The sequence below is a fragment of the Drancourtella sp. An12 genome, assembly GCF_002160935.1.
In the GTDB taxonomy this organism is placed as follows: Bacteria; Bacillota; Clostridia; order Lachnospirales; family Lachnospiraceae; genus Sellimonas; species Sellimonas catena.
Genome location: NZ_NFLO01000004.1, coordinates 156,567 through 170,619 on the forward strand (window position 1 = coordinate 156,567; position 14,053 = coordinate 170,619).

Genomic DNA, 14,053 nt, shown 5'->3' on the forward strand with positions numbered 1-14,053 from the left:
TCTCCTTTATGTTTACATATTCTTCTTAATCAAGCTTATTATTCAGCTTTCAACACTCACTACTCTGTCTTTAATTTTTTCTTATTATCTATACTATTCTTGCCGGTATACCGATATATGTCCCTTTTTCCACTATATTATTGATCACAACAGCTCCGGCCCCAATCATGCAATCTTCACAGACCGATACATTATTTTTTACTGTTGCTCCAATTCCTACCCATGTTTTTCTTCCTACGTGAACATTTCCTGCCAATTTGGCTCCAACTGAAACATGCACATAGTCTTCTATTGTATTATCATGTTCAACGATCGCCCCTGTATTAATTATGCAGTGTTTTCCAATAACTGCCCCTGGATTAATCACAGCGTTAGCCATAACAACTGTCCCCTGATCAATTCTAGTATCCAATTTAGAAATAACTGCATTAGGGTGAATAGCTGTATACCAAGAATCCGTCTTTACTTCTTTAGAGATTCTTTCTCTGATTTCAGCGTTACCAATCGCAATTATAAATTTTGCCTGTGAATATTTTTTATAATCATTGACTGTACCGAGAATAGGAATACCTGACAATTGATCAGGAAGACTTTTATTATCATCTAAAAATCCTAAAAGAATATCCCCTGATTTTTGGATAATATCTGCAACAACTTTTCCATGACCACTTGCGCCGATAATTATGACTTTTTTTCTCATAATCCTTCCTCTCGTGAATTCATTCCCAAAAACTCTTCCATTGTTTCTGATGTTCCGCTACTGATACCCTCTCTTTTTAATACTGTCTGTACAGTCTTGGAAATAATTCTTACATCTCTTTGAAATGAAATATTTTGCGTATACCATACATCCATCTCAAATCGCTTTTCCCAATCTACTGTATTTCTTCCGTTAACCTGAGCGTATCCGGTAATTCCTGGTCTTACGTCATGACGGTGTTTTTGCTGTTCGTTATATCGATTTAAATATTTCACTAAAAGAGGACGTGGCCCGACAACTGACATATCTCCTTTTAAGATATTAAAAAGTTCTGGAAGCTCATCCAGGCTTGTACTTCTTAACCACCTCCCAAACTTGGTAAGTCTCACACTATCTGGTAATAAGTTTCCCTGTTCATCTTTTTCATCTGTCATAGTACGGAATTTATATAATGTGAAGATCTTCTCATTCAGCCCCGGCCGTTCCTGTTTAAAAATGACAGGACTTCCAAGCTTGATTTTCACAAGTCCTGCTGTTACCAGTAGGACCGGACTCAATACAACGATTCCTCCAAGTGCACAGACGAAATCCAACGGTCTTTTGATGCACGCTTCATAAAATCCTTTTCTTCTTCTCATACCAGACACCTACTCAAAACATCCCTTCACAATCTCGATCACTTTCTCCTGCTCTTCCACCGTCATCTTATTATCACTCGGCAGACACAGGCCTCTGTGGAACAGATCCATTCCCACATCCAGCGGTCTTCCGTCCTGTCCTACGGCTCCCCCTGCAATATAGGCATTGGTCTTTGCCCGTCCATTTCCTTCTCTTGTGACAAAGCCGTTCATCCGGTAAATCGGCTGCATGTGCATTGGTTTCCAGATTGGACGTCCTTCTGCGTTGTAGGATGCCAGTGTTTCCAAAATCTCTGTCGGACAGCTCTTCCCCGGCTCACTGATATACAGTGCTTCCTGTTCTCCCCGTACCTGCTTGCACATGGCTTCCGGATCGATTATCATACAGCTCAGCCAAAAGTTCGGCTCACTGTTTTCTTCATCATATGGATTCATTTTCACTGGAAGGTCTTTGAAACCTTCTTTATATCTCTCATAAATTGCTTTCTTCTGTGCGATATGTTCTTCCAGATATGGGAACTGTCCTCTGACCACTCCTGCAATCACGTTACTCATCCGGTAGTTGTATCCCAGTTCCTCATGCTGGTACCACGGTGCGTTCTCTCTGGACTGAGTAGACCATTTCCGCACTTTCTTTGCAGCTTCTTCATCTTCTGTCAGAAGCATTCCTCCGGATGATCCTGTAATGATCTTGTTTCCATTAAAGGAAATACAGTTATACGCTCCAAAAGTTCCGGTCTGTACACCTTTATAGGTTGCTCCGAGAGATTCTGCTGCATCTTCGACAATCACTGCACCATGTTTTTTACAAATTTCCCGGATTTCATCGATTTTGCCCGGTGTTCCATAAAGATGTGCAACTACCACAACTTTTACTTCCGGATAGAGTTCAAATGCTTTTTCCAAGGCTACCGGATCCATGTTCCAGGTGTCGTACTCCGTATCAATAAATACCGGAACACCGCCTTCATAAACAACCGGATTTACCGTGGCATCGAATGTCATATCTGAGCAGAACACCTTATCTCCCGGCTTTACCCCTGCCAGCTTCACTGCCATATGAAGCGCTGCTGTTCCGGCTGATAATGCCACCGCATACTTACAACCGACTTTTTCACAGGCAAGTCGTTCTGTCACATTAATATTTTCCCCAACCGTTGACATCCAGTTGGTTTCATATGCTTCTTTTACATACTCCAATTCCGGACCATGCATGGTCGGACTGGAAAGCCATACCTTTGATTCAAATGGTTTCATACTTTCACCCATGATTCTCCCTCTTTCATTCCTTTTTTACATTAAAAAGAAGCCCCAAGACAGGACTTCTTGTTTTTCTTCTTTCTCTTTACTTTTCTGTCCGGATCCCAATCAGTATCTTCCTCTTCTGTCCGAACAGTTCTTTTTCTATCATTACATAGCAAAGTCGTATCTTTTTCTTTACGATATTTCCAACATAATGTTTCAGCGGTCCTTCTGCCGAAAGAATCTTCTTCTCGTCGTCCAGCTCTACATCCGACAGCCGGACAATCTTTTCCTTGTCTCCATCAATCAGATTCTCAAGAAATTCCTGTTCTTCTGATGAAACCGCAAGAAAGATGTCTTCCTCGGCCCGCAATAATTTCGTAAGTCCGGGGATGTGCTTGAGTTCCCAGTACAGGGCTTCCGGATCTTTTGTGGTTACAAAGAGATATCCCGGAAACATAGTTTCCACATGGCAGATCTTCTGTCCTTCCAGGCACCAGATCCTTTCTCTTCTTATATAAAAGCAGTCTTCATAGAGATCTCTGTGAAGTTTGCTTTCGATGATCGTTTTCATTTCCTCTTCTTTTCCGGTCATCACCTGTATCACGTACCACATAGTCCCTCCTGAAAAAGGGCGTGCTTCGCCATTTCACGGCCTGCGCCCCGAACTCATTCCCTTTTCTTACGGCAGTTCTTTTCCCGGCAGTCTTTACTGTCGTGAAAATGTTTGCTGCTGTATTTTTCTATCATTCTGCCAGATCTGATCTCCCGGAAGGCGGATTCCAAACAGAATCGTTTCCTGTCTTCCAAAGAGTCCTACTTCTGCCAGTACATAGCGTTTTCTCAGACGTTTCCTAACAATCTGCCCGGAATATGGTTTGAGAATTCCACCGACCCGGATCAGATTTCCCTCGTCATCCGCTTCGACTTCCGACAGTCCCATAGGAACATCCAGCCGTTTTCCACAGACTTGTTGAAGAAAGTGCAGATCTTCCTCTTCAATCCGGACTGGACATTCTTTTCCTCCGACAGGCTGTGGGTATTCTCTCGATCTTTCCAGAACTTCTGCCAGTTCTCCCATCTGATCTGTTTTTACAAAAATAAATCCCGGAAACATCAGTTCCGTATCCAGAATCAGCTTTCCATCTGCACGGAACAGTTTTTGCTTTTTCAATACGCTGCAGACATCCCACAGTGCAGGATCTACCGTCTGGCGTAACAGCTCTGCCGCTGCTTCTTCTTTTCCGGGTACAGACCTGAGTGCATACCAGTTTTCCATGCTCCACACCTCTCAGCTTTTTGACGTAATCTCAAGGCCGGTCCAGAATCCTTCATTCTGCCAGAGTTCTGACGGTCCTTCGATTTTTGCAAGACGCCGATGCCGGTCAATTTTCCTGATTCTTGCTTCGTTTCCAACAAGAGGGCCTTCTGTCACTATCGTCACACCGTCCAGGATAATGCCTCTGGACATGGGAACATAATGATCCGCTCCGCCAAGTCTGCGCAGAAATGCTTCTGTCTCTTCATCGACCGGAACCGCTTCCTGATCCCGTGGAACGCAGTCTGTTTCGCTTTCCAGAAAAAACATGCCCGGAAACAGCGGTGCATGGAGATAATGCCAGCTTCCCTCATACCGTTTCATCCGCTCAAAGGTAAACAGAAATGCTTGTGCCTTGGCAGTGGAATCCTTCTGTTTCCAGTTCTGTACGGCCTCTGCTTCCTGTCCCTTTCTGCAATGCAGCATATACCAGATGGCTGCTTCCCCCTTTTCGTAAAGTTTTTTACTCTGCGAAAGGGCAGATATATCATGGTAGTAAGGTATATTTTCTAAGCGGTATTCTGGCTGACGTTTTTTTCTGACGTGAAATAAAAAGAAAAGAATTTGGAAAAATAAAATGTGATTTTATGACTGCTCAGGAAAAATTCTGTCGTACAGACGAGATTTTTGACGGCAAATAGATCCCTATTTTGTTTAAAATATGTAAAGGACAGCATTGTGGACAGATAAAATCAACTGTTTTCTGCCATCGCAGTAGATAATCTCGTTGCTTTTTTTACTTATTGTGCTATAATAATTGAGGGTAACAGAAGAAAATGTTATCTCTATTTATAATGAAATAAAAAATATTTCACAGAGTAAAAAACTCTGTGAATTTTTTTCTAAAAATTTCCTATAAAAAACTCCTTCCACGACAGGCATCTATAGTTCTGCCTCTCATGAAAGGAGTTCTTTTTATTCCACACTTTTCAGTGATTCCACCATATCGATTTTCTTCAGTTTATAATACATTACCCAGTTGACAAACAGGGAAAATGCTGTGGTGAACAGTGCACTGTAGAGGTAACTCTGCCACTTAACCACTCTTCCGAACATGACCGCGTCTACCTCCACAGTCGTGATGACAAAACGGTGGAGCAATGCCCCAAGTACGATACCGACTACAATACTGAATATCGTCAGCATAATATTCTCCCGGTATACATAGGAACTGACTTCCGTATCATAAAATCCAAGCACTTTCAGGGTTGCAAGCTCCCGCCTCCGTTCTGTGATATTGATGTTATTCAGATTATACAGTACTACAAAGGCAAGCAGTCCTGCTGAAACAATCAGTACCACAATAACCAGATCCAGGCTCTGTAACATGGTATTTAACTGATCCTCAATACTGTTCGTATAAGTAACGTTCATCACACCGTCATACTTTAACAACTCTTCTCCTGCCTGTGACAGTTCTTGTGCCGATGCGTCTTTCAGATCAAAAAGAATGCTGTTATACTCCGGTTCTTCTCCATACAATTCCTGATAAAGTTCCGGCGACATATAGACGTAATGCTGCATATAGTTTTCACAGACATCTGTGATAGTCACTTCTTTTTCTTCCCCGTCTGCACCGAGGTAAATGGTATCTCCACTGGAAACATCCAGTGTATTGGCCATTTTTTCTGTCAGAATGACGCCGTCATCCTGGATATGATAGACCTCTCCTGTCGCCCGACTGCGGAAGTTCATAAAGTCTTCGATTTTATCTTTATCTTCCGGCACACACAGGTAAACATCTTCTGTACTTCCATCGACGGATAAGGATATCGGCTCTCTTGCCATCTCCATCTCAATGTATCTGTCCATCTTATCCATTCCATCCATGGCATTCTTGATCTGTTGAACCTCATCCTCTGTCACACTGCTGCTCAGATAAATCATGCCATCATAGACCTGAATCTCCTGATACTGGATAGTTCCAATGCACATGATGGAATCCCGGATACCGAATCCGACTACCATCAACGCCATACAGCCGCCGATTCCGGCGATTGTCATGAAAAACCGCTTCTTATAACGGAAGAGATTCCGGATTGCGGATTTCCATGTAAAGTTCAAATGTTTCCAGATCAGGGTGACTCTTTCCAGAAGAATCCGCTTTCCTTCTTTTGGTGAAGGTGGTCTCATCAGTTCGGCCGGCTGTGCCGCCAGTTCTTTATAACATGCATAGAACGTAGCAAGCAGAGTACATGCCAGCGCCGCTCCCGTTGCCATCACCGCATAACTCCACTGATAAGGGATCACAATGTGCGGCAGATGGGTATACATAATCTGGTATGAGTAAAGAATGACATATGGAAATAGTTTTTCTCCGATCAATACTCCAAATATACTGCCGCCCATCGTCGCAAGAAATGCGTACATCATGTATTTTCCTGCAATGGCTCCTTTTCCGTAACCAAGCGCTTTTAATGTACCGATCTGGGTTCGTTCTTCCTCCACCATCCTTGTCATGGTTGTCAGACTGATCAGGGCCGCCACAAGGAAGAAGAGTTCCGGGAACACTTCTCCGATAGCACGCATCCGGTCTGCGTTTTCGCCGTAGCTTGTGTATTCTGCCAGAACGTCTCTGTCATTGACATACCATTCCTGATCTTCGATCTCATCTACTTCTGCTTTCGCATCATCGATCTTTATCTGAGCATCCGCCAGTTCTTTCTCGGCGTCTGCTTTCTGTGTTTCATATTCTTTCCGGCCGGATTCCAGCTCGGCCCGTCCGTCCGCAAGCTCGGCTTCCGCCTGTGCCAGACTTGCCTCCTGCTCCGTAATCGTATTTTTTGCAGCCGCAATCCGTGATCTTCCGCTTGCAATCTGAGATGCCGCCGAAGAAAGTTCGGACTCGGAAGCACGGATCTTTGCTTCAGCAGCGGCAATCTGCTCATCTCCTGAGGCGAACCTAGCTTCTGTCGCCTGCTTTGCGCTTGCCAGTGCTGCTTTTCCCTCTTCCAGCGCTGTTACACCAGATTCCCACTGAGCCTTCGGCTTAGCCAATTCATCCGCCAGCTTCTTTCTCGCTGCGGCTGCCTGTTCCTGAAAGACTGCTTCCTGTTCCGAAAGGGTCTGATCCACTTGTTCCAGATTGTTTTTCTCTTCATTTAGAGGCTTAATTTGTTCTTCAATCTCTTGCAAAGCTTCCTGAACTGAAGCTTTTTTATCCTCTAATTCAGCTTTTTTATCCGTCAGACTGCTAATCTCCTGATTACTCTTATCCCATTTCGTCTGAAGTGAAATAAGCTGTGCATTCATTTCTTCTGTGACAGAAGATGGATCGGCCTCCATAGCTGCTTTCAACTCATCAACCTTTATTTTTAAGCCATCTGCTTCTTTCTGCTTCTGTGTAAGCTGAGTAAGTATATCCCCTACCTGCTGTTCAAATGATGCAAGTTCAGATAATTGTCCTTCTTTCTTCTGTTCCAACGCTTGAAGCTCTGCTTCCTTTTGAGACGCAAAATCTGCTTTTTTCTGCTCTAGCTCTTCTCTTGCCGCAAGAAGTGGCGCTTCCTGATTTGCAAGCTCAGCTTCCAACTTCTGCTCGGCCGCATCGATCTGCTGTTTGGCTGAATCCAGCTGATTCTGCAAATTTGCAATCTCTTCCTCCTGCTTTGCAAATTCTGCCTGAGCCTGACTTTTTCCGGACGCGAGGGCATTCTTCTGACTTGCCAGTTCCGATTTTCCAGATTTCAATGCTGCCGTTCCGCTCTGATACTGAGCCTCGGCATTTTGCAAGATCTTCTCCTGTCTGCTGATTTCTGCTTTGCCGGACGCCAGGGCTGCCTTGCCGTCGTCAATCTGCTTCTGTCCGTCCGTGATCTGCTGCCCGGCATCCTGTAATTCCTGTTCTGCCTTTGCAAGTTCCTCATCGGCTTCTTTTTTCGCATCATCCAGTTCGCTCTGAGAATCTGCGATCTCCTGAAGCGCCTTCGATTTGATCTCTTCTGTTCTGCGGACGCACTCTACATCGGCAATATCTTCCACCCGCTTTTTGACCTCAGCAACCAGATCGTCATATCCGTCTGTATAGCAGGTTTTTGCTTCCGCACCGTCTACAAGAAGATAAATTTCCGTATATACATCCAGCGCAAATGCCTCCGGTGCCACCACCGCAAAGGCGGAGACTTCACCGTTTCCGATCAGAGAACTTCCTCTTTCGATGGAGATATATTCCGGGCTGCTGCCTGCTCCCACGATCGTGAGTTCTTCTTTTTTCAGGCTGTCAGTAAGAGGATCTTCCGTGCCGGAAGAAAGCTCAAGCGTATCCCCGATCTCATAGCCGTTTGCCTCCATGAAATCTTCATCCAGTACACATTCGGAATCGCCTTCCGGCATTCTTCCTTCGGATAAAGTCGTCTGATTCACTGTCTCATAAGAAGATGCAATATGTAAGACTTTTTCATTTTCATCTACTTTACAGAGCGCATCAACGCTGTATCCGCCCTCCTCGGACCGGATACCTTCTACTTCGGACAGCGCCTTCACATCGTCATCCGTAAGTCCCAGGCTCCCCTGTACTTTCAAATCCATCAGGTTTGTCTCATCGTAATATCTGTCTCCGGAAACCCGCATATCCGGTTCCGAGGCACGGATTCCGGAAAAGAACGAAACTCCCAGAGCGACAATCAGAAAGATCGAAAGGAAACGGCCCGGACTTTTTCTGATCGACATCCAGAACTCTTTTCTTAATGCCGTCTTTTTCATATTATCACCGCCATTCGAACTCGACTCTACTTTACTTTCCAATGTCCAAAGCGCTTTCCACCTTCACGAATAATCTTCCCCTGTTTAATAAGCTTCTTCATTGCCCTCTGTACGGATGCTATGGATCGACCTGTCTTTGCAGCTATTTGCTTTTGACTCAGCCTATTATTCTCAGTCAAAAGTTGGATTATCTGATTTTGCAAAACATCTTTTAAAACATCATTCAAAACATCATTTTGATGTTTTGGAATTTCTGCATTCTTATTATTCTGCTCATCTTTCCATGTCTCTCGGAGATTCCTGTAAAATACAACCACAAAATCGTCTTTTTCGGTTCTAAACTCCACTTTGCATCCGGTCTCATCACATACATCTTTAATACGTTTTAAACCAGTAGCAAACGTCTCCATATCTTTTGAATAATAGAGAACTCCTGTAATCAGCTTATTTCTTCGAATTGCTTTCTTACTACCATCCAGGAATTCCTCCGGTGTATGCCCTTTCGGAAAACCTCCCGTTGTATGAATTTCTATCCTGTCTTTAAAAACATCAATCTCATTACACTGATTGTTATTGTACATTCTATGCCCATACGAATTAATGACTGCTTCTCGAATAGCTTCTACTGGTATTTCCGGGGTTTCTACCCGTTCAAGTCCTATAATATCCGCTTTCCAGTCCATTGCATCAATAATATATTGCTCACATACCTTGCTTAGTCCTATGATCGATCCTTTATCCTCACGGCGAATATCCGTAAAAGTCGCTTTTACATTTGTAGCGAATTTTGCCATCTGTACGTCATTTGTCTTACACGGACAAAATAAAGCAGCTCCTGCATTTAACAAATGTATTCCATCTTTAGCAAAAAGATCCAGCTTTTCCAGAACCACAGCCGGATCATCAGAATCCAATTCAATTCTGCCAACAGCTTTTGCTTTCATCAAATATGACTTAAAAGCTGCCATATCGATATCTTGTATTGTATACTCAGATGGCTGGTTCTCCCAGCTATACTTCTCTCCACCCCTTGCTAATAGCATATCAGAATACATTTCCTGCGACATAACAAGATCTTCATCCGCCTGTCTGATACGGGCAACATTATGAGCAAGATATGGTTGCTGATCTCCGGAGAACTTTACATATACCGTTTGCTTTCCATCTTTAAATGTCTTAACTGTAATCTCTGGGAAAATAGATGGGGTAATATGATTCTTTATTGCCTGACTTACTTTACGTAAGGTTTCATCATTAATTTCTTGTCCTAAAACATCTCCATTATTTCTGACGCCAAAATACAGTTCTCCAGAACCATGTTTATTTAAGATAGCAACAATAGATGAAATTGCTTCCTTTAGCTCTCCAGTTGTTTTCTTATATTCTATTTGTTCCGTTTCTATTCCGATATTTTCCATTCATTCACCTGCCATTTTGATCGTAAATTCAAGTCTACCACTCAATCGTCTCCACAGGAACCGGATGTTCGTTCCTGATCATCTTTGATACTTTTCCATTTTTAATATGAATGACCCTGTCCGCCATCGGCGTAATGGCCGAGTTGTGCGTAATCAGGATCACAGTCACACCCTTCTCCCGGCAGGTATCCTGCAAAAGTTTTAAAATTGCTTTCCCTGTATTATAGTCAAGCGCTCCCGTCGGCTCATCGCAGAGCAGAATCTTCGGATTCTTCGCCAGCGCTCTTGCAATGGAGACTCGCTGCTGCTCACCCCCTGAAAGCTGCGCCGGGAAATTCTTCATGCGGTCGCCCAGTCCGACTTCCCGCAGCACTTCCGCAGCGTCCAGCGGATCCTTGCAGATCTGAAGCGCAAGTTCTACATTTTCCAGTGCGGTCAGGTTCTGAATGAGGTTGTAAAACTGAAATACAAATCCGATATCATCCCGCCGGTAGCCGGTCAGCCGCCGGGCTTTAAATTTCGTGATGTCCGTCCCGTCAATCCACACTTCTCCGCTGGTGGCCGTATCCATCCCGCCCAGAATGTTGAGAACAGTAGTCTTTCCGGCGCCGCTCGGCCCTACAATTACGGCAAACTCGCCCTTTTCAATCTCGAAATCGATCCCGTCCACGGCGCGGATTTCCACTTCTCCCATTTTATAAATTTTGCGTACATCTTTCAATGTTACAAAGCTTGTCATGTGCTGTCTGTCACCTCTAATTTTATCTTGCATCAAATTCTTACTATCTTTATAATAACAGATAAGGGATTGAAAAAACAGTCCGAAGGAGGAATTTTTATGGGAACATTCAGAATGGAACAGGCTGTGACCGATGTTGCTCTGGACAAGATCGCGGCGCTTGCAAATGAAATCTGGCACGAGCATTTTGTCCCGATCATCGGACTTGAGCAGGTCAACTACATGGTCGGCAGGTTCCAGTCTTATCCGGCCCTGAAAGACCAGGTGAAAGACGGATATGAATATTATCGGATCTTCTGTGACGATGCGTTTGCAGGCTATGCGGGGATTCATCCGGAAAAGGATGCTCTGTTTCTGAGCAAGCTTTATCTTCACAAGGATTTCCGGGGACAGCATCTTGCCACACAGGCTGTGGATTTCTTAAAGAACTACTGCCGTGAGAAAGGGCTTAAAAAGATCTGGCTGACCTGCAACAAGTACAACAGCCATACACTGGACGTTTATCATCATCTTGGTTTTCACGATGTCCGCTCTGAGGTAACCGACATCGGAAACGGTTTTGTGATGGATGATTATATTCTGGAAATGGAAATTTAATTTGAGAGGAAACTATATTTTGGAGGGATACAAAAACATGGAAAAAGCAAAAGTATATTTTTCAGATCTCCGGGCTCTTCCTGGAACAAATCTTCCAGGCAAGCTGAAAAAACTGATCAGAAAAGCCGGCATCGGGGAGATTGATTTTGAGAAGAAAATGACAGCCATCAAGATCCACTTTGGCGAGCCGGGCAATCTTTCCTACCTTCGTCCGAACTGGGCAAAAGCTGTTGCTGATGTCGTAAAGGAGCTTGGCGGACGTCCATTTCTGACAGACTGCAACACCTTATACGTAGGACGCAGAAAAGATGCTCTGGAGCATATCGAAAGTGCCTACGAAAATGGATTTACCCCGTTTTCTACCGGATGTCAGGTCATCATCGCCGACGGACTGAAAGGTACGGACGAGACCTATGTACCTGTGGAGGGCGGTGAGCTTGTGAAAGATGCGAAGATCGGAACTGCCATTATGGATGCGGACGTCTTCATTTCTCTGAATCATTTCAAGGGACATGAGGCAACCGGATTTGGCGGTGCCCTCAAAAATATCGGAATGGGATGCGGTTCCCGTGCCGGAAAGATGGAGATGCACAACAGCGGGAAACCTTCTGTCGATCAGGAACGCTGTGTAGGCTGCCGGACCTGTGCAAAGAACTGTGCCCACGGAGCGATTTCTTTTGATGAAAACCGTCGTGCCTCCATCGACCACAGCAGATGTGTCGGATGCGGCCGTTGCCTCGGATCCTGCAATTTTGATGCCATCTACAACGAGAATTCTTCCGCGGTGAAGGAACTTGATATGAAAATCGCCGAGTATTCCAAGGCAGTTCTGGATGGACGCCCGAATTTCCATATCAATCTGGTGATCGACATTTCCCCGTACTGCGACTGCCACGGTGAAAACGATGTGCCGATCCTTCCGGATATCGGAATGTTCGCAAGCTTCGACCCGGTTGCGCTGGATCAGGCCTGCGTGGACGCATGCAATGCACAGAATCCGCTTCCTGGAAGTCTTCTTGATGACCGGATGCATGAGGATGGCTTCTGTGACCACCACGATCATTTCGTCAACACAACCCCGGAAGCCGGATGGGAAGATTGTCTCTCCCACGCTGAGAAAATCGGCCTCGGCACCAGATCCTATGAATTAATCACAGTAAAATAACTTCAGAAAGCAAATCAGAGGCCCGGAGTTTTTCCGGACCTCTGTTTCATTTCTACTTTCTATTCTACGCTGCCAGTGCTGGCTTCTCGATTACTCGCCGACTGTTTTCTCTGTCTCCCCGACTTCTACAAGGGATTTCACAAGACCTGCCACTCCCTGAATTTCGGATGGAATGATGATCTTCGTCGCCCTGCCGTCTGCGGCCTTTTCAAATGCTTCCAGACTCTTTAATGTCAGGACTGCCTCATCGACGCCGGCTTCCTTCAGGAAACGGAGACCGTCTGCGTTAGCCTTCTGGACTTTCAGGATCGCTTCCGCTTCACCTTCTGCCTCTTTGATCATCTTCTCTTTTTCTGCCTCTGCATGAAGGATAGCCGCCTGCTTATCCGCCTCCGCGTTTAAGATTGCGGACTCCTTATTTCCTTCTGCCACAAGAATCGTAGATTTCTTCTCACCCTCTGCACGAAGGATGGCCTCTCTTCTTTCACGTTCCGCTTTCATCTGCTTTTCCATCGCATCCCGGATCGCTGCCGGAGGAATGATATTTTTCAGTTCCACACGGTTCACCTTGATCCCCCACGGGTCTGTAGCGAGATCAAGTTCTGAGCGCATTTTCGTGTTGATTGTCTCTCTGGATGTCAGTGTCTGGTCCAGCTCCAGATCTCCGATGATATTTCGAAGCGTCGTAGCAGTCAGATTTTCAATCGCCATGATCGGATTTGCCACTCCGTAGCAGAACAGCTTCGGATCCGTGATCTGATAAAAGACAACCGTATCAATCTGCATGGTAACGTTATCTTTCGTGATTACCGCCTGCGGCTCAAAATCAACCACCTGTTCTTTTAAATCAATCCGTCTTGCCACACGCTCAATGATCGGAATCTTAAAATGGATTCCAACGCCCCAGGTCGCCTGATATGCGCCGAGACGCTCGACCACAAGTGCCTGTGCCTGATGTACGATCTTAATGCAGGAGATCAGAATCAGCACAATCAGAATCAGTAAAATAATCCCAAGAATACTCATAATCGTGGATGCATTCATCATATTACTTTTCCTCCTTTTCCCTCACAATCAGCTTCACGCCCTCGATCTTCTCGACAACCGCATACTTTCCAGCTTCAATTGTCCCGTCATCTTTCACGCTTCTTGCGGTCCACTCCTGTCCGTCATAGACCGCTGCCCCCGTCTGGTCTGTGTTGCTGATACGCTGTGTCACTTTGACTGTTTTCCCAATCAGACTTTCGTAGTTGGTCTTTTCCCGGTTTCTGTTGACATACCTGAGGGCCCACGGCCTTGTAAAAATCAGCAGGACGATGGAAACGGCCAGAAATATGCCGGTCTGCCATCCGATCCCGGCACCTGTCAAAGACAGGAGAAATGCCGCCGCCGATCCCGCCGCAAACCAGATTGTCGTCAGTCCCACGGTAATCAGTTCGATCACCAGAAGAATCACAACAAGCAAAAGCCAGATAATCCTCATTGTTTCCGGTGTCAGAGCGTCCACATGTCACACCTCCTTACGTCAGATGTCC

13 protein-coding genes are annotated in these 14,053 nt (G+C 45.1%); 2 read left to right on the top strand and 11 right to left on the bottom strand.

Translation table 11 applies throughout. The features are described from left to right. Positions 1–88: 88 nt before the first annotated feature. From B5E64_RS06225 to B5E64_RS06265, 9 genes are all read right to left on the bottom strand, one after another. Positions 89–700, bottom strand: coding sequence for an acetyltransferase (locus B5E64_RS06225; RefSeq protein WP_087167670.1), 612 nt, complete (start codon positions 698–700; stop codon positions 89–91). After that, positions 697–1,338 carry a sugar transferase gene (locus B5E64_RS06230; RefSeq protein WP_087167671.1) on the bottom strand — a complete coding sequence of 214 codons (642 nt, stop codon included), beginning with the start codon at positions 1,336–1,338 and terminating at the stop codon, positions 697–699. Before B5E64_RS06230 ends, B5E64_RS06225 begins: the two co-directional genes overlap by 4 nt. A 9-nt stretch (positions 1,339–1,347) precedes the next feature. Further along, the gene (locus B5E64_RS06235) at positions 1,348–2,595 is read right to left on the bottom strand and encodes an aminotransferase class V-fold PLP-dependent enzyme (RefSeq protein WP_087167737.1); all 1,248 of its coding nucleotides are present in this window, start codon (positions 2,593–2,595) and stop codon (positions 1,348–1,350) included. A gap of 88 nt (positions 2,596–2,683) precedes the next feature. After that, positions 2,684–3,196 carry a transcription termination/antitermination NusG family protein gene (locus tag B5E64_RS06240; protein WP_087167672.1) on the bottom strand — a complete coding sequence of 171 codons (513 nt, stop codon included), beginning with the start codon at positions 3,194–3,196 and terminating at the stop codon, positions 2,684–2,686. A gap of 93 nt (positions 3,197–3,289) precedes the next feature. After that, entirely contained in the window at positions 3,290–3,859 is a 570-nt protein-coding gene (locus B5E64_RS06245) for a transcription termination/antitermination NusG family protein (RefSeq protein WP_087167673.1), read from the bottom strand. A gap of 12 nt (positions 3,860–3,871) precedes the next feature. Continuing rightward, on the bottom strand, positions 3,872–4,324 hold the full coding sequence (locus tag B5E64_RS06250) for a hypothetical protein (protein ID WP_087167674.1): 453 nt from the start codon (positions 4,322–4,324) through the stop codon (positions 3,872–3,874). 489 nt (positions 4,325–4,813) lie between these two features. After that, positions 4,814–8,599, bottom strand: coding sequence for an FtsX-like permease family protein (locus B5E64_RS06255; RefSeq protein WP_087167675.1), 3,786 nt, complete (start codon positions 8,597–8,599; stop codon positions 4,814–4,816). Between the two features lie 26 nt (positions 8,600–8,625). Next, positions 8,626–10,017 carry an ATP-binding protein gene (locus B5E64_RS06260; RefSeq protein WP_087167676.1) on the bottom strand — a complete coding sequence of 464 codons (1,392 nt, stop codon included), beginning with the start codon at positions 10,015–10,017 and terminating at the stop codon, positions 8,626–8,628. A gap of 34 nt (positions 10,018–10,051) precedes the next feature. Then, a complete protein-coding gene (locus B5E64_RS06265) occupies positions 10,052–10,756 on the bottom strand; it encodes an ABC transporter ATP-binding protein (RefSeq protein WP_087167677.1) in 705 nt (234 codons plus the stop codon). A gap of 99 nt (positions 10,757–10,855) precedes the next feature. On the opposite strand from B5E64_RS06265, the gene B5E64_RS06270 reads away from it, so the two are divergent. Beyond that, entirely contained in the window at positions 10,856–11,353 is a 498-nt protein-coding gene (locus B5E64_RS06270; protein ID WP_087167678.1) for a GNAT family N-acetyltransferase, read from the top strand. A 37-nt stretch (positions 11,354–11,390) separates the two neighbouring features. Beyond that, complete coding sequence (locus B5E64_RS06275) at positions 11,391–12,518, top strand: DUF362 domain-containing protein (protein WP_087167738.1); 1,128 nt, start codon at positions 11,391–11,393, stop codon at positions 12,516–12,518. A gap of 90 nt (positions 12,519–12,608) precedes the next feature. Here B5E64_RS06275 and B5E64_RS06280 read toward each other — a convergent pair whose 3' ends face one another. Beyond that, positions 12,609–13,544 (bottom strand): SPFH domain-containing protein, encoded by a 936-nt coding sequence (locus B5E64_RS06280; RefSeq protein WP_087167739.1) that lies wholly within the window; start codon positions 13,542–13,544, stop codon positions 12,609–12,611. A 22-nt stretch (positions 13,545–13,566) separates the two neighbouring features. After that, entirely contained in the window at positions 13,567–14,025 is a 459-nt protein-coding gene (locus B5E64_RS06285; RefSeq protein WP_330620393.1) for an NfeD family protein, read from the bottom strand. Positions 14,026–14,053: the final 28 nt, after the last annotated feature.